The sequence below is a fragment of the Thermohalobaculum sediminis genome, assembly GCF_023487995.1.
Classification (GTDB): domain Bacteria; phylum Pseudomonadota; class Alphaproteobacteria; order Rhodobacterales; family Rhodobacteraceae; genus Thermohalobaculum; species Thermohalobaculum sediminis.
Genome location: NZ_JAMFKN010000002.1, coordinates 610,872 through 627,566 on the forward strand (window position 1 = coordinate 610,872; position 16,695 = coordinate 627,566).

17 protein-coding genes are annotated in these 16,695 nt (G+C 69.0%); 15 read left to right on the top strand and 2 right to left on the bottom strand.

Features of this window, described 5'->3' with window-relative positions; all coding sequences use genetic code 11:
* The first annotated feature begins 90 nt into the window (after positions 1–90).
* From rph to M1105_RS06925, 6 genes are read left to right on the top strand one after another with little or no spacing between them, the layout of a single operon-like run.
* Complete coding sequence (gene rph / locus M1105_RS06900; RefSeq protein ID WP_249579603.1) at positions 91–801, top strand: ribonuclease PH; 711 nt, start codon at positions 91–93, stop codon at positions 799–801.
* Positions 798–1,418, top strand: a complete 621-nt coding sequence (gene rdgB / locus M1105_RS06905; RefSeq protein ID WP_249579604.1) for an RdgB/HAM1 family non-canonical purine NTP pyrophosphatase — start codon at positions 798–800, stop codon at positions 1,416–1,418. The genes rph and rdgB overlap by 4 nt, the downstream gene beginning before the upstream one ends.
* Complete coding sequence (locus M1105_RS06910) at positions 1,415–1,795, top strand: RidA family protein (protein WP_249579605.1); 381 nt, start codon at positions 1,415–1,417, stop codon at positions 1,793–1,795. The genes rdgB and M1105_RS06910 overlap by 4 nt, the downstream gene beginning before the upstream one ends.
* Positions 1,796–1,810: 15 nt before the next feature.
* Positions 1,811–1,978, top strand: coding sequence for a hypothetical protein (locus M1105_RS06915; RefSeq protein ID WP_249579606.1), 168 nt, complete (start codon positions 1,811–1,813; stop codon positions 1,976–1,978).
* The gene (hemW, locus tag M1105_RS06920; RefSeq protein ID WP_249579607.1) at positions 1,975–3,135 is read left to right on the top strand and encodes a radical SAM family heme chaperone HemW; all 1,161 of its coding nucleotides are present in this window, start codon (positions 1,975–1,977) and stop codon (positions 3,133–3,135) included. The genes M1105_RS06915 and hemW overlap by 4 nt, the downstream gene beginning before the upstream one ends.
* Before the next feature lie 54 nt (positions 3,136–3,189).
* Positions 3,190–3,573, top strand: a complete 384-nt coding sequence (locus M1105_RS06925; RefSeq protein WP_319936771.1) for a YbaN family protein — start codon at positions 3,190–3,192, stop codon at positions 3,571–3,573.
* Between the two features lie 7 nt (positions 3,574–3,580).
* On the opposite strand, the gene M1105_RS06930 is transcribed toward M1105_RS06925, so the two are convergent.
* Together M1105_RS06930 and mutS are read right to left on the bottom strand one after the other, a co-directional pair.
* A complete protein-coding gene (locus M1105_RS06930) occupies positions 3,581–4,273 on the bottom strand; it encodes an NYN domain-containing protein (RefSeq protein WP_249579609.1) in 693 nt (230 codons plus the stop codon).
* Entirely contained in the window at positions 4,270–6,966 is a 2,697-nt protein-coding gene (gene mutS, locus M1105_RS06935) for a DNA mismatch repair protein MutS (RefSeq protein ID WP_249579610.1), read from the bottom strand. The genes M1105_RS06930 and mutS overlap by 4 nt, the downstream gene beginning before the upstream one ends.
* 251 nt (positions 6,967–7,217) lie before the next feature.
* Here mutS and M1105_RS06940 point away from each other — a divergent pair, with 251 nt between their 5' ends.
* The 9 genes from M1105_RS06940 (at position 7,218) to M1105_RS06980 (ending at position 16,656) form a co-directional block, all read left to right on the top strand.
* Positions 7,218–7,961, top strand: coding sequence for a GntR family transcriptional regulator (locus M1105_RS06940; protein WP_249579611.1), 744 nt, complete (start codon positions 7,218–7,220; stop codon positions 7,959–7,961).
* Between the two features lie 4 nt (positions 7,962–7,965).
* Positions 7,966–9,708, top strand: coding sequence for an oxalyl-CoA decarboxylase (gene oxc, locus M1105_RS06945; protein WP_249579612.1), 1,743 nt, complete (start codon positions 7,966–7,968; stop codon positions 9,706–9,708).
* Positions 9,709–9,748: 40 nt separating this feature from the next.
* Entirely contained in the window at positions 9,749–11,020 is a 1,272-nt protein-coding gene (frc, locus tag M1105_RS06950) for a formyl-CoA transferase (protein ID WP_249579613.1), read from the top strand.
* A gap of 70 nt (positions 11,021–11,090) precedes the next feature.
* A complete protein-coding gene (locus M1105_RS06955; protein WP_249579614.1) occupies positions 11,091–11,249 on the top strand; it encodes a hypothetical protein in 159 nt (52 codons plus the stop codon).
* A 150-nt stretch (positions 11,250–11,399) separates the two neighbouring features.
* Positions 11,400–12,317, top strand: coding sequence for a methionyl-tRNA formyltransferase (locus tag M1105_RS06960; RefSeq protein ID WP_249579615.1), 918 nt, complete (start codon positions 11,400–11,402; stop codon positions 12,315–12,317).
* A 37-nt stretch (positions 12,318–12,354) separates the two neighbouring features.
* Positions 12,355–14,022, top strand: a complete 1,668-nt coding sequence (locus tag M1105_RS06965; protein ID WP_249579616.1) for a formate--tetrahydrofolate ligase — start codon at positions 12,355–12,357, stop codon at positions 14,020–14,022.
* 13 nt (positions 14,023–14,035) lie between these two features.
* Entirely contained in the window at positions 14,036–14,896 is an 861-nt protein-coding gene (locus M1105_RS06970) for a universal stress protein (RefSeq protein ID WP_249579617.1), read from the top strand.
* A gap of 248 nt (positions 14,897–15,144) precedes the next feature.
* Entirely contained in the window at positions 15,145–16,113 is a 969-nt protein-coding gene (locus M1105_RS06975; protein ID WP_249579618.1) for a Bug family tripartite tricarboxylate transporter substrate binding protein, read from the top strand.
* A gap of 39 nt (positions 16,114–16,152) precedes the next feature.
* A complete protein-coding gene (locus tag M1105_RS06980) occupies positions 16,153–16,656 on the top strand; it encodes a tripartite tricarboxylate transporter TctB family protein (RefSeq protein WP_249579619.1) in 504 nt (167 codons plus the stop codon).
* The last annotated feature ends 39 nt before the right edge of the window (positions 16,657–16,695 follow it).

Genomic DNA, 16,695 nt, shown 5'->3' on the forward strand with positions numbered 1-16,695 from the left:
GCACGTCCCCGCGTCAATCGGCTGGCGGGTTCTGGACGCCCGCGCCCCTTGGCGCTAGAGAGCCGGCCAGACACGCGAAAGGAGCCACCGATGCGTCCCTCTGGCCGAGCCGCCAACGCCCTGCGCCCCGTCACCATCGAGACCGGCGTGAACCGCCATGCCGAGGGCTCGGTGCTGATCCGCATGGGCGAGACGCATGTGCTGTGCACCGCCTCGGTCGAGGACAAGGCGCCGCCTTTCCTGCGTAATTCGGGGCTGGGTTGGGTGACGGCCGAATATGGCATGCTGCCGCGCGCCACCAACACCCGCAACCGGCGCGAGGCCAAGAACGGCCAGACGGGCCGCACGCAGGAGATCCAGCGCCTGATCGGGCGCGCGCTGAGGGCCGGCACCGACCGGGTGATAATGGGCGAACGCCAGATCATCGTCGACTGCGACGTCATCCAGGCCGATGGCGGCACGCGCACCGCCTCGATCACCGGCGGCTGGGTGGCGCTGCGGCTCGCGGCCGAGACGCTTGTCGCGCGCGGGCTGATCGCGATGAACCCGATCACCACGCATATCGCCGCCGTCTCGGCCGGGGTGCATGGCGGGCAGGTGGTGCTCGACCTCGACTATGCCGAGGACTCGGAGGCCGGAACGGACGCGAATTTCGTCCTGACGGGCGACGGCGCGATGGTCGAGGTGCAGGCCTCGGCCGAGGGCGCGACCTTCTCCGAGGCCGAGTTCCACGCGATGCTGGCGCTGGCCAAGCAGGGCGTGGCCGAACTGGTGGCGGCGCAGAAGGCGGCGCTGGGATGACGCGGGCGTTCGGCGGCGGGCGGCTGGTCGTCGCCTCGCACAACAAGGGCAAGGTGCGCGAGATCGGCGAGCTGCTCGCGCCTTTCGGGGTCGAGACCGTTTCGGTCGCCGATCTCGGCCTGCCCGAGCCAGACGAGACCGGCACGACCTTCGAGGCGAACGCCCGGATCAAGAGCCATGCGGCGGCCGAGGCCAGCGGGGTGCCCGCGCTCTCTGACGATTCGGGGATCGAGATCGACGCCCTCGACGGCGCGCCCGGCGTCTACACCGCCAACTGGGCCGAGACGCCGTCCGGCCGCGACTATGGCGCGGCGATGAAAAAGGCGCATGACGCGCTGGTGGCGAGGGGCGCCCCACGGCCCTGGCGGGCGCGCTTCGTCTGCGTGCTGTCTCTCGCCTGGCCCGACGGGCATGACGAGACCTTTCGCGGCACGGCCGAGGGCGAGGTGATCTGGCCGCCCCGCGGCGCGCAGGGCTTCGGCTATGACCCGATGTTCCTGCCCGCGGGCGGCGGCCTCACCTTTGGAGAGATGGAGCCCGCCGCCAAGCACGCGATCTCGCACCGCGCCGACGCCTTCCGCAAGCTCGTCGCTGCCTGTTTCGGGGGAACGCCATGACGCGACGCCTGATCTCGACCGGCTCGCCCTTCGAGGACGAGTTCGCCTATTCCCGCGCGGTGGTCGCGGGCGACTGGTGTTTCGTCGCGGGGACCACGGGCTATGATTACGCGAAGATGGCGATGCCCGAAGGCGCGGCCGAGCAGGCGCGCAACGCCCTTGCGACCATCGCGGCCACGCTGGCCGAGGCGGGTTTTGCCATGGCCGACATCGTGCGCGTCCAATACACCGTGACGGATGCGGAATTGCGGCACGAGATCGCGCCCGCGCTGCGCCGCGCACTGAGCGGTGTGCGCCCGGCCGCCACGATGGTCGTCGCGGGCCTGATCGCGCCCGAGATGAAGGTCGAGATCGAGGTCACGGCCTACCGCGGATGATCTGGGGGTGAGGCGATGGGCAGGCCCGACCGATCCGCCTTCGCGCGGCGCCATGCGGTGGCGCTGGCGTTGTTCTTTCTCGGCCTGCTGGCCTTCGCCGGCTGGCGCGGCAACGCCTTCGCGGGGCTGGCAGGAGTTGCGGGGCTCGGATGGGTGATCTGGGCGCATCTGGAGCGCAAGTGACCGCGCCCGACTGGCGGGCGGGCGGCTTCGGTGTCTATGTCCACTGGCCGTTCTGCCTCGCGAAATGCCCCTACTGCGACTTCAACAGCCATGTTTCGCGGGTCGTGGACCACGCCGCATGGGCCGAGTCGCTGGTGGCCGAAATGCGCCGTATGCGCGAGCTCACCGGGCCGCGACGGGCCGACACGATGTTCTTCGGCGGGGGCACCCCCAGCCTGATGGCGCCCGAGACCGTGGCGCGGCTGATCGACGAGGCCGACCGGCTGTGGGGACTCGCGCCGGGGGCCGAGATCACGCTGGAGGCAAACCCCACCTCGGTCGAGGCCGCGAAGTTCCGGGCCTATGGGGCGGCGGGCATCAACCGCGTCTCGATGGGCGTGCAGGCGCTGAACGACGCGGACCTGAAGGCGCTCGGCCGGATGCACACGGTATCGGAGGCCCGCGCGGCCTTCGACGTGGCGCGCGCGGCGTTCCGGCGGGTGAGCTTCGATCTGATCTATGCCCGGATGGGCCAGACCCCCGCGGCATGGGAGGCCGAGCTCGGCGCGGCGCTCGCGATGGCGGTCGACCACCTCTCGCTCTATCAACTGACGATCGAGGAGGGGACGCGCTTCTTCGACCTCCACCGTCGCGGGCGGCTGGTCGTGCCCCCGGACGAGGCATCGGCCGAGATGTATGCGATCACGCAGGAACTGACCGAGGCGGCCGGGATGCCGGCCTACGAAGTGTCGAACCACGCGGCGCCGGGGGCCGAGAGCCGGCACAACCTGGTCTACTGGCGATCTGGCGACTACGCGGGCCTGGGGCCGGGCGCGCATGGCCGCATCACCCGGGAGGACGGCGTGCGGCTTGCCACCGCGACGGCGCGCGACCCCGCGGGCTGGATGGCGCAGGTCGCGGACCGTGGCCACGCGCTGGTCGAGGAGACGCCGCTCTCGCCGGCCGAGCATGGTGACGAGATGGTGCTGATGGGACTGCGGCTGGCCGAGGGCATCGGCCTCGCACGCCACGCGGCGGTCGCGGGCGCGCCCATCGCGCCCGAGCGGATCGCGGCTCTGGAAGGCGCGGGGCTGGTGAGCCGGCGGGCCGGCCGGCTGGTCGCGACGCCCGAGGGCCGGCTCGTGCTCGACCGGGTGCTGGCGGAGCTTCTGGCCTGAGGCGGCCCGCCGCCCTATCTCTTGGGGCGCAGGCGGACGGAGGGCGCGATGCGCATGGCGTGGACGATCGCAGGGGGCACGGCATTCGCCGCCGGTTTCGTCGGCGCCTTTCTGCCGCTGCTGCCGACCGTGCCTTTCATGCTGCTGGCCGCCTTCTGCTTCGCCCGCGGCTCGGACCGCTTCCATGACTGGCTGGTGAACCATTCCCGCTTCGGACCAGGCATCCGCGACTGGCGCGAACGCGGCGCGATCGGCCGCCGCGCCAAGCGCGCGGCGATGGTGGCGCTGGCGTTCAGCCTGCTGCTGTCGCTGGCGCTGGGCGTGCCGGGCCATGTAATGGTGTTGCAGGCGCTGGCGCTCGCCGCCGTGGCGCTGTTCATCCTGACCCGGCCCGACGGCGTCCCGGCCGAGGCCGAGGCCGGCGGCGGCAAGGACTAGGCCCGCCTCACGCCTTGCGGCGCAGCATCTGCGCCGAGACGCCCTGGCCGCCCGGCTCGTCCACGATCTCGAACCCGCCGATCATTTCGACGAGTTCGTGCAGCGTCCTCACGCCGAAGCGGGTCTTGTAGTTGCCGTCGAAGGCGCGGTTGAGCTGGCTGCCCACGGTCTGGGTGCGCGCACGGCCCTTGCGGTCGAGCTGTGCGGTGACGATGCGGCGCGCCTTCTCGATGTCGCGGGGGCCCGAACGCTCGGGCTCGGCGCCGCCGGCCCCGTTCTCGGGGAAGGCGGTGAAGGTCGCCACCGCCTCGCGGAAGGCCGCGGGCGTATTGGCCTTGCCGTAGCCAATCACCTCGACGCCCGATTCCGCGATGCCGCGCGCGATGGTGGCGAAATCGCTGTCGGACGAGACCAGCGCGATGATCTCGACAGTCCCGCGCTCGGCCAGCCGGATGCCTGTCTGGGCGATCATCAGGTCCGCCGTGTCCTTCGTCGCGCGCGCGCCCGAGAACGCGACCTCGGCCGAGAAGCCCAGATCCGTCAGCACCTTCTCGCGCCCCTTGATCGAGCTGAGCCGGCCCACCGCGCGGCGGATCACCACCCGTCCGCGGGCGCGCGCATCGTCCACGGCAAAGCGGATATGGGCCGCGTCCACGTTGTCGGCATCCACCAGGATCGCGATGCGCGGGGTGTCGGTCATGGCTTGTCCTCCAGCATCGCGCGCAGCTCGTAGACCAGGTCGAGCGCCTCGCGCGGGGTGAGCTCGTCGGGGTGGATGCCCCTGAGCCGCGCCTCGACGACCGAGACCTTCGGCGCGGGCGCGGGCGCGGGCGCGGGGGCCTGCCGCGGGCGGGCCTGGAACAGCGGCAGCGCGTCCACGAGATCGGCGGGCGAGCCCTCGCGTTCGTGGCGTTCCAGCTTCTCCAGCACCTCGCGGGCGCGCGTGGTCACCGATTCGGGCAGACCGGCGAGGCGGGCGACCTGCACGCCATACGAGCGGTCGGCGGCGCCGGGGCGGACCTCGTGCAGGAACACCACCTCGCCCTCCCATTCACGCACGGCGACGGTGGCGGTCGAGAGCTTGTCGAGGCGGTCTGCGAGCCCCGTCAGCTCGTGGTAATGGGTTGCAAACAGGCCGCGGCAGCGGTTCGCCTCGTGCAGATGCTCGAGCACCGCCCAGGCGATCGAGAGGCCGTCCCAGGTGGCGGTGCCGCGCCCGATCTCGTCGAGGATCACCAATGCGCCGGGCCCGGCCTGATTGAGAATTGCGGCCGTCTCGACCATCTCGACCATGAAGGTCGAGCGCCCGCGGGCGAGATCGTCGGCGGCCCCGACACGGCTGAAAAGCTGATCGATGATCCCGATCCGCGCCTCGGCCGCCGGTACGAACAGCCCCGCCTGCGCCAGCACCGCGATCAGGGCGTTCTGGCGCAGGAAGGTCGACTTGCCCGCCATGTTGGGACCTGTCAGCAGCCAGATCGGCGCGGGGCCGGCGGGCTCGGCCGAGAGGTCGCAGTCATTGGCGACGAACGGCCCTGCGCCCTGCCGGCGCAGCGCCTGCTCGACCACCGGGTGGCGCCCCGCGCGAATCGCGAAGGCGCGAGAGGCCTCGACATGGGGGCGGGTCCAGCCCTCCTCGACCGCGAGCCGGGCCGCGGAGGCGGCGACGTCGAGCTCGGCCAGCGCGCGCGCGGCCTCGCCCAGCGGGCCGCGCGCGGCCAGCACCGCCTCGCGCAGGGCCTCGAAGATGCGCTTCTCGATCTCGATCGCGCGGTTGCCGGCATTCAGTATGCGGTTCTCGAGGTCCGAGAGATCCACCGTTGTGAAGCGCACGGCGTTTGCCAGCGTCTGGCGGTGGATGAAGCGATCCTTGCGCTCGAACATCGCCTCGGCATGGCGCGCCGTGGTCTCTATGTAATAGCCGAGCACGTTGTTGTGCCGGATCTTGAGGCTGTCGATGCCCGTCTCGGCCGCGTAATCGCCCTGCATCGCGGCGATCACGCCGCGCCCCTCGTCGCGCAGGCGCCGGGCCTCGTCGAGATCGGCGTCGTGGCCACGCGCGACAAAGCCGCCGTCGCGGGCGAGCAGCGGAGGCTCGGCGACCAGCGCGGCGTCCAGGAGGCCGATCAGCGCGTCATGTCCGCCGAGGCGTGTGGCGGCGCCGGCCACCAGTTCGGGCGGCTCGGCCCCCGCCAGCATGTCGGCGATGGATGCGGCCTGCGCCAGCCCGCCGCGGATGGCGCCGAGGTCGCGCGGGCCGCCGCGGTCGAGCGCGAGCCGGGCCAGTGCACGCTCGATATCGGGCACGCGGGCGAGCGCGTCGCCCAGCGCGTCGGCCAGCGGGCGGCTCCCGGCCAGCCACTCGACCGCGTCGTGGCGCGCGCGGATCGCCGCCACGTCGGTCAGCGGCGCCGAGATGCGTTGCGCCAGCAGCCGCGCCCCCGCCCCGGTGCGGGTGCGGTCGATGGCGGCGAGCAGCGTCGCCTCGCGCCCGCCCGACAGCGCCTGCGTCAGTTCCAGGTTGCGCCGGGTCGCCGCGTCGATGCGCATGACGCCCCCGGGCGCTTCCTGCACCGGCGGGCGCATCAGCGGGAGGCGGCCCTTCTGGGTCAGCTCGAGGTAATCGACCAGCGCCCCCAGCACCGCCAGTTCCGCCCGCCCGAAGGTCCCGAATCCGTCGAGCGCCGCGACCCCGAAGAGCCGGCAGAGCCGCCCCTCGCCCGCCGACGAATCAAAGCTCGCGGGGCCGAGCGGCGTGGTCACCGCGCCCGCATCCGCGACCTGCGCGTCGAGGCCCGCATCGCCGGCCGCGCGCTCGGGCACCAGCACCTCGCGCGGCGCGAGTCGCGCGAGCATCGGGCCAAGCGCCGCCCGCGGGCAGCTTGCCACGCCCAGCTCGCCCGTCGAGACGTCGGCCCAGGCCACCGCGCCGTCGCCCCGGATCTCGGCCCAGGCGGCGAGGAAGTTGTTGCGCCGCGCGTCCAGCAGCGTCTCCTCGGTCAGCGTGCCGGGCGTGACGAGGCGCACGATCTCGCGCCGGACCACGGCCTTCGAGCCGCGCTTCTTCGCCTCGGCGGGGTCCTCCATCTGCTCGGCGATGGCGACGCGGAAGCCCTTGCGGATCAGCGTGAGCAGGTAGCTCTCGGCGGCGTGGATGGGCACGCCGCACATCTGGATGTCGGCGCCCAAGTGCTTGCCGCGTTTGGTCAACGCGATGTCGAGCGCCGCCGCCGCCGCCACCGCGTCGTCGAAGAACAGCTCGTAGAAATCGCCCATGCGGTAGAACAGCAGCGCCTCGGGATGCGCGGCCTTGATCTCGAGATACTGCGCCATCATCGGCGTGGCGGCACCCGTCTCCGCCTCGGCCTCGTCGCTGATCGGCTGGTCGTTCATGCGCCCTCGTCCACCCGGCCCGCTGCCGCTTCCGCTCGATAACACGCCCGGCGCATGGACCGGAAGCGCGCCGCCCCGTGCGACGGATTTTCCACGTTACGGAAAACCGTCCCGGAGTCGGGCGTGTGGTCTCTGGCATGCCAAAAACAGGGATTGCGCGTCCATGGTTCATGGTATACCAGATTGCGAAAGCGCGTGAGCGCAGGCGGGAGAAGCGGCGAAAGACCGATGCGCCCCGCGCGGGAGGACCGATGGGCACTCAACTGGAACTGAAGCCGGTCAACGGCTCCTTCTCGTTGAAGGAGCACATCTACGATGTCCTCAAGACGTCGATCATGAATCTCGACATCTATGACGAGGGCACCAACCTGCGGATGGACGAGCGCACGCTTGCGGACCAGCTGGGCATCAGCCGCACGCCGATCCGCGAGGCGATCATGCGCCTCGAGCAGGAGGGCTTTGTCGACATCCAGCCCCGCCGCGGCGTGTTCATCCGGCGCAAGAGCCTCAACGAGATCCTCGAGATGATCGTGGTCTGGGCCGCGCTCGAAAGCATGGCCGCCCGGATGGCCTGCCTGCACGCCACCGACGAGGAGATCGCGGAACTGAGGCGCCTTGGCACGAAATATACCAAGGACCGCGCCAAGGCGGAGCTGAGCGAGTATTCCGAGGCGAACATCGAGTTCCACCTCTGCATCCTGCGCCTCTCCAAGACCCGGCTGATCGAGACGATCGCGCAGGGACTGTTCACGCATCTCAAGGCGGTGCGCCGCAAGGCGCTGCGCGACACCAGCCGCGCCGACCGCTCGGTGGTCGACCACATGCACATCATCGAGGCGATCGAGGCGCGCGACGCCGGTCTCGCCGAGGAACTGGTGCGCGAGCACACCATGCGGCTGCACGCCTACATCCGCCGCAGCTGGAAATTCATCGTCGGCGAGGCCCTCGCCGACCAGTCTACGACACCACAGACCGAGAGCCTGCAGGAGACCTGAGACCATGGCCGCCGCCTCGCAAACCGCATCCGCCCCGGCAAACGACACTGCCACGCAGTCGCTGACCGACGGCTTCCACCTGATCATCGACGCGCTCAAGCTCAACGGCATCGAGACGCTCTACAACGTGCCGGGCATCCCGATCACCGACCTGATGCGCATGGCGCAGGCGGCGGGGATGCGGGTGATCTCGTTCCGCCACGAGCAGCATGCGGGCTATGCCGCCTCGGTCGCGGGCTTCCTCACGAAGAAGCCGGGCGTGTGCGTCACCGTCTCGGCGCCGGGCTTCCTCAACGGGCTCACGGCGCTGGCGAACGCCACGACGAACTGCTGGCCGATGATCCTGATCTCGGGCTCGTCCGAGCGCGAGGTCGTCGACCTGCAGCAGGGCGATTACGAGGAGATGGACCAGCTTGCCATCGCCCGGCCCCATGCCAAGGCCGCCTACCGCATCCTGCATGCCGAGGACATCGGCATCGGCGTCGCCCGCGCCATCCGCGCGGCGGTGTCGGGCCGCCCCGGCGGCGTCTATCTCGACATTCCCGCGGCGCTGCTCGCCCAGACCATGGACGCGCTGGAAGGCGAGAAGTCGCTGGTGAAGGTCATCGACCCCGCGCCCGCGCAGATCCCCGCGCCGGACGCGGTGGCGCGCGCCATCGAGGTGATGAAGGGCGCCAAGCGTCCGCTGATCATCCTCGGCAAGGGCGCGGCCTACGCGCAGGAGGACGAGGCGATCCGCGCCTTCGTCGAGAAGTCGGGCTTCCCCTACCTGCCGATGTCGATGGCCAAGGGCCTGCTGCCGGACACCCATCCGCAGTCGGCCGGTGCCGCGCGCTCGATGGTGCTGCAGCAGTCGGACGTGGTCGTGATGATCGGCGCGCGGCTCAACTGGCTGCTGAGCCACGGCAAGGGCAAGACCTGGGGCAGTGCGCCCAAGCAGTTCGTGCAGATCGACATCGAGCCGAAGGAGATGGATTCGAACGTCGAGATCGCGGCGCCGCTGGTCGGCGATGTCGGCTCGTGTGTGCGGGCGCTGACGGACGCGATGGGCAGCGGCTGGCAGGCCCCGCCGGCCGAGTGGACCGGCGCGATCCGCGAGAAGGTCGAGGGCAACGTCGCCAAGATGGCGCCGCGGCTGATGAACAACAACGTGCCGATGGACTATCACGGCGCGCTGGGCAGGCTGAAGGAGATCATCGCCGAGCGGCCCGACACGGTACTGGTGAACGAGGGTGCCAACACGCTCGATTTCGCCCGCTCGATCATCGACATGCACCGGCCGCGCAAGCGCATCGACGTCGGCACCTGGGGGGTGATGGGCATCGGCATGGGCTCGGCCATCGCCGCAGCCGTCGAGACCGGCTGCCCGGTGTTGGCGGTCGAGGGCGACAGCGCCTTCGGCTTCTGCGGCATGGAGGTCGAGACCATCTGCCGTTACGACCTGCCGATCTGCGTCGTCGTCTTCAACAACAACGGCATCTATCGCGGCAGCGAGAAGAATCCGCTGGGCGGCAGAGATCCCGCGCCGCTCGTCTTCGTCAAGGACTCGCGCTACGAGAAGATGATGGAGGCCTTCGGCGGCGTCGGCGTCTATGTCACCACGCCGGACGAGTTGGGCCGCGCCGTGCGCGCGGCGCTCGACTCGGGGCGGCCGACGCTCATCAACGCGATCATCGCCGAGGATGCCGGCACCGAGAGCGGCCGCATCGGCAACCTCAACCCGCAGAGCGTGCTGAGCAAGAAGTGATCGGTACGCACCTCAGCCCCAACGAGAACGAGAGGATGCAATGAAAGCTCTCGACGGAATCAAGATCCTCGACTTCACCCATGTCCAGTCGGGCCCGACCTGCACGCAGCTCCTCGCCTGGTTTGGCGCGGACGTGATCAAGGTCGAGCGCCCCGGCGAGGGTGACGCCACGCGCAAGCAGCTTGTCGACGTGCCCGGTGCGGACAGCCTCTATTTCACGATGCTGAACCACAACAAGCGCTCGATCGAGCTCAACCCCAAGACCCCGAAGGGCAAGGAGATCCTGACGCGCCTGGTGAAGAGCTGCGACGTGCTGGTCGAGAACTTCGCCCCCGGCGCGCTCGACCGTATGGGCTTCGGCTGGGAGCGCATCCAGGAGCTGAATCCGCGGATGATTATGGCATCCGTGAAGGGCTTCGGCCCCGGCAAGTACGAGGACTGCAAGGTCTACGAGAACGTGGCCCAGTGCGCCGGCGGCTCGGCCTCGACCACCGGCTTCCTCGATGGCCCGCCGCTGGTGACGGGCGCGCAGATCGGCGACTCGGGCACCGGGCTGCACCTAGCGCTGGGCATCATGACGGCGCTGTTCCAGCGCGAGCGCACCGGGCGCGGCCAGCGCGTGCTGGCGCCGATGCAGGACGGGGTGCTGAACCTCTGCCGCGTCAAGCTGCGCGACCAGCAGCGCCTCGAGAAGGGACCGCTGACCGAGTACTCGCAGCATGGCGAGGGCATCCCCTTCGGCGAGTCGGTGCCGCGCGCGGGCAACGACTCGGGCGGCGGCCAGCCGGGCCGGATCCTCAAGTGCAAGGGATGGGAGACCGATCCCAACGCCTACACCTACTTCATCACCCAGGCCGCGGCCTGGCCCAAGGTCTGCGACGTGATCGGCAAGCCCGAGTGGAAGGACGACCCCGACTTCGCGACGCCGAAGGCGCGCCTGACGCGGCTGAACTTCATCTTCGAGACGATCGAGCAGTGGACCATGACCAAGACCAAGTTCGAGGTCATGGAGATCTGCAACCCGCTCGACATCCCCGTCGGCCCGATCCTCAGCATGAAGGAGATCGCCGAGGACGAGGGACTGCGCGCCACCGGCACCATCGTCGAGGTCGATCACCCGACGCGCGGCGCGTATCTGAGCGTCGGCTGCCCGATCAAGTTCTCGGACCTCGAGGTCGAGGTGAAGCGCTCGCCGCTTCTGGGTGAACATACCGAGGAGATCCTGCGCGACGTGCTGGGCTATACGGAGAACGAGATTCACGAGATCGCGGGCTCGGGCGCCATCGGCGCCCTGCCCAAGGCGGCCGAGTAAGCACGTGCCCCTGCCGGCGACAGATGCACCGATCCTGCTCCGGGCGCTCGCGCTCGCGCCCGGAGCCGTCATGACCGCGATGGCGGTGGTCATGGAGGTTCGGGCAGACCGGCAGGTGACGCTGTTCGCGGCCGGCATCAGCAGCAGGGCGGTTGCAATCATCGCCTTCGGACTTCTCGTCGCCGGCGCAGCGCTGCCGTACCTGGTCTACGGCGTGCGGACGGCGTAGGCGGCGACGGAACACCGGCGGCGCGGGACTCGTCGACCGCGCACCGAACCACCAACCTCCCCGCGAAAGGGGAGGACCTGCGGCGCCGGGGCCGGCGCGAGACAGACCGGCGGGACCGCCGCCGGGCGATACGAGAGACAGGGAGAGACCATGCGCCTCATCGTCAACGGACAGCAGGCCTTCGGCCGGGCGGCGCTCGAGAAGATCCTCGAGGCCGGGAAGGACGAGGTCGTCGGCGTCTACACCGCCCCCGACAAGGAAGGAAAGCCGATCGACCCGCTGAAGGAGGCGGCGCTCGAGCACGGCCTGCCGCTGTTCCAGCCGCCGAACTACAAGGACAAGGCGGTGCTCGACGAGATGCGGGCGCTCAACGCGGACCTGATGGTCATGGCCTACATGATCATCTTCGTGCCCGAGGAGGCGCGGAACATCCCCAAGCACGGCTCGATCTGCTTCCACCCGTCGCTTCTGCCGCTGCACCGCGGCCCGTCCTCGATCAACTGGCCGATCATCTGGGGCTCGACCAAGACGGGCCTGAGCTGGTTCTTCCCGGATGACGGTCTCGACGAGGGCGACATCCTGTTGCAGCGCGAGGTGGCGGTCGGCCCCGACGACACGCTGGGCGATGTCTACTTCAAGAAGATCTTCCCGCTCGGCATCGAGACGACGCTGGAAGCCATCGACCTGATCCGGTCGGGCAACCCGCCGCGCAGCCCGCAGGATGAGTCGAAGGCCACTTACGAGAGCTGGTGCCGCAAGAAGGACGCCCAGGTCGACTGGTCCAAGCCCGCGGCCGACGTCTACAACCTGATCCGCGGCTGCAACCCGCAGCCCGGCGCCTGGACCACCCTGGCAGGGACTGAGGTCCAGATCTTCGACGCCCGCCGCACCGACGGCAGCGGCACGCCCGGCGAGGTCGTGTCCGTATCCGAGGACGGCGTAACCGTGCAGGCCGAGGGCGGCCGCATCGTCGTAAAACGCGTGCGCCCGGCGGGCGGGGCCAAGGTGGCCGCTGCCGAATGGGCCGCCGACGCCGGCGTCAAGGCCGGCACCGCGCTCGGCGCCTGAGACACCGCGACAAGGGACAGAGGGGATATCACTGATCATGTCCGACATCGAAATTGCCCGCAAAGCCAACAAGAAGCCGATCCAGGAAGTTGGCGCCCGCCTCGGCATCCCGTCCGAGCACCTGCTGCCCTACGGCCATGACAAGGCCAAGGTCTCGGCCGAGTTCATCAAGTCGGTGGCGGGCCGCCCCGACGGCAACCTGATCCTCGTGACCGCGATCAACCCGACCCCCGCGGGCGAGGGCAAGACCACCACCACCGTGGGCCTCGGCGACGGGCTGAACGCGATCGGCAAGAGGGCCGCGATCTGCATCCGCGAGGCCTCGCTGGGTCCGAACTTCGGCATGAAGGGCGGCGCCGCGGGCGGCGGCTACGCCCAGGTCGTGCCGATGGAGGACATGAACCTCCACTTCACCGGCGACTTCCACGCGATCACCTCGGCGCACAACCTGCTGTCGGCGATGATCGACAACCACATCTACTGGGGCAATTCGCTCGACATCGACCTGCGCCGCGTCGCGTGGCGCCGGGTGATGGACATGAACGACCGCGCGCTGCGCGAGATCGTGGGCCCGCTGGGCGGCGTCTCGAACGGCTTCCCGCGCGAGACCGGCTTCGACATCACCGTGGCGTCGGAGGTCATGGCGATCCTGTGCCTCGCCAACGACCTCGACGACCTGAAGAAGCGGCTCGGCGACATGATCGTGGCCTATCGCCGCGACCGCTCGCCGGTCTACTGCCGCGACATCAAGGCCGACGGCGCCATGACGGTGCTGCTCAAGGACGCGATGCAGCCGAACCTGGTGCAGACGCTCGAGAACAACCCGGCCTTCGTGCATGGCGGGCCCTTCGCCAACATCGCGCATGGCTGCAACTCGGTCGTCGCCACCAAGACGGCGCTCAAGCTTGCGGATTACGTCGTGACCGAAGCCGGCTTCGGCGCGGATCTCGGCGCCGAGAAGTTCATGGACATCAAGTGCCGCAAGGCAGGCCTCTCGCCCAAGGCGGTGGTGATCGTCGCCACCGTGCGCGCGATGAAGATGAACGGCGGCATCAAGAAGGACGATCTCGGCAAGGAGAATGTCGAGGCGGTGACCAAGGGCTGCTCGAACCTCGGCCGGCACATCGAGAACGTGAAGAAGTTCGGCGTGCCCTGCATCGTCGGCATCAACCATTTCGTCACCGACACCGATGCCGAGGTGCAGGCCGTCAAGGACTACTGCGCGGCGATGGGCGTCGAGGCGGTGCTGAACAAGCACTGGGCGCTCGGCTCGAAGGGCATCACCGAGATGGCGCAGAAGGTCGTGGACCTGATCGAGAAGGGCGGTGCCGCCTACAAGCCGCTCTACCCCGAGGAGATGGGCCTCTTCGCGAAGATCGAGACCATCGCCAAGTCGATCTACCGCGCCGACAACGTGGTGGCCGACAAGAAGATCAAGGACCAGCTCAAGGCCTGGGAGGATGCGGGCTACGGCAACCTTCCGATCTGCATGGCGAAGACGCAGTACTCGTTCACCACGGACCCGAACTGGCGCGGCGCGCCCACCGGCTTCGATATCCCGGTGCGCGAGGTGCGGCTCTCGGCGGGTGCCGGCTTCGTGGTGGCGATCTGCGGCGAGATCATGACGATGCCGGGCCTGCCCAAGGTGCCGGCGGCGGAAGTGATCGGGCTGAACGCGAACGGCGAAATCGAAGGCCTGTTCTGAAGGGAGAGGGGCGATGCCGGTCAAGAAGATCCTGGTCCCGGTGCGTGGGGACGGCAAGGGCGAGAACGTGCTCGCCCACGCCGCCGCCATCGCCCGACACCACCACGCGCATGTCGAGGTCCTGCACTGCCGGGCCCGCCCGGCGGACATGATCCCCTATGGGGTGGTGGTGCCCGCAGCCCTGCGCGAGCAGATCAAGAGCCACGCGGTCGAGATCGCCAATGCCGAGGAGGCCGCGCTGAAGGCCAGCTTCACCGCGCTCCTGCCGAAGCTGGGCCTTGCCCATACCGACGGCACCAACGGCCATGACGGGGCGACCGCAAGCTGGCACGAAGAGCAGGGCAAGATGGCCGACGCCATCCGTCCCTGGGGCCGGCTCGCCGACCTCATCGTGGTCGCCAAGCCCGACCGGGACCGCAATCTCGGCACGAACACGCTTCGCGCCGCGCTTTATCACTGTGGCCGCCCGGTGATGATGGTGCCGGCGCGGGCCGAGGTGCCGGCGGCGCTGTGCCGCCGGATCGCGATCGCGTGGAACGGGTCGATGGAAGCGAGCCGCGCGGTCGCGCTCTCGCTCGACCTGCTGCGCGAGGCCGACATGGTGACGATCCTCGATGGCGGCTCGCCGCATGGTGCGAGCAGCGGGGCCGAGTTGCAGCGCTATCTCGGCTTCAACGGCGTGACCTCGCAGATCCGGGCGATCAAGGCGGGCGACGAGCCGGGCGCCACGATCCTGCGCGAGGCGGCCGCATCGGGCGCCGACACGCTGGTGATGGGCGCCTACAGCCACAGCCGCGAGCACGAGACGGTGTTCGGCGGTGCGACCCAGCACGTCGTCGACCACACGACGATGCCGGTGGTGATGGTGCACTGAGGCCTTCCGCCCGGCGGCCCCGCACGGGGTTGCCGGGCGGCATGGGAGATGGCAAGCCTTGCATTTCCATCCCCCCCCAATATGATCGGGGCGCTGGTATACCAGAGGGGTAACCAGAAAGACGAACTGAGAACGAGGGTTGTGGGAGGGCAGCGGGAGCCACCCCCCACGCGCGACGAAAGACCCGGACGAACGGGCATGCCGCGAACCGGACTTGGAACACACCGTCCATCAAGGGAGGACATCGAATGACTTTCACCAGACGCTTTGTCATGGCTGCGAGCGCCGCCGCGATCGGGCTTGCGAGCTTCGGCGCCACGGCTTTCGCTTGGGAGCCCGTGAAGCCGGTCGACTTCGTCATCATGGCGGGCGCCGGTGGCGGTGCGGACCAGATCGCGCGCTTCATCCAGTCGACCGCCGAGAAGAACAAGCTCACCAGCCGTCCGCTCGTGCCGAACAACAAGGGCGGTGGCTCGGGCGCCGAGGCGCTCATTCACCTCAACAAGACCAACGATCCCGACCACACGATCCTGGTCACGCTGAACTCGTTCTTCACGACGCCGCTGCGTCAGGAGAACCTCGGCATCGACGTGATGACCTTCACGCCGGTCGCCATGATGGGCGTCGATCCGTTCGTGCTCTGGGTCCACAAGGACACCGGCATCACCAGCTTCGAACAGTGGCTCGACGCCGTGAAGGCGAAGGACGGTGAGTGGGTGATGGGCGGCACTGGCACGGGCCAGGAGGATTCGCTGGTCACGACCTTCCTCAAGCAGACCTTCGGCCTCAAGATGAAGTACATCCCCTACAAGGGCGGTGGCGACGTCGCGAAGGATCTCGCCGGCCAGCAGATCAACTCGTCGGTCAACAACCCGTCCGAGGCCAAGGGCTTCTACGCCTCGGGCGACGTGGTGCCCCTGGTCGCCTTCTCGGACGAGCGGCTCCCGGCCTTCCCTGACGTCCCGACGATCAAGGAGAAGGGCTACGACTTCAGCTACTACAACCAGCGTGCCGTGGTCGGCGCGCCGGGTCAGTCGGCCGAGGCGGCTGCCTACTACCAGGAGCTGTTCGAGACCATCTACAACACGCCGGAGTGGCAGGGCTACATGGAGTCCGAAAGCCTCGCGCCGCTGTGGATGAACCCGGACGAGCAGAAGGCCTACTGGCAGCTTCAGATCGACAGGCACAAGGAACTGCTCGCGAAGATGGACCAGTAATAGGTCCCAGAGCAGGCGCGCAATCAACGGGAGGTCAGGATGCGGCGCGGAGAGATCATTACGGCCGGAATACTGGCTCTGCTTTCCATCTACATGATGTGGAAGAGCACCGAGCTGGAAGTCGGCTACATCAGAGGGCAAGGTCCCGGAGGCGGAGCCTGGCCGTTCTGGCTCTCCGCGATCATGCTGATCTGCACGGCGATGATCGCATACAACTGGGTAAGGCGGACCTCTCCGCCTTCCCAATCCGAAGAACCCGTCCTCGACGCCGAAGGGCGCCGGATGCTGATCCAGGTCGGCGGCGGGATCGTGGGCTTTGTCGCGCTCATCAACATCATCTCGATGTACGGTGCGATGGCCGTATTCCTCTTCTACTACCTCTGGTTTCTCGGGCGCCACTCGCTGAAACTGTCGCTGACCCTCTCCCTCGTGTCACCGGTCGCGTTCTTCTTCTTCTTCGAGGGGTTGATGCGCATCACGATGCCGAGCGGCATGAGCTTTACGCAGCCGGTGTTCAACCTGCTCTACAGCATCATCTACTGACCGCCGGGCAACGCGATCCGACATTGGTGGGAGTGGAAC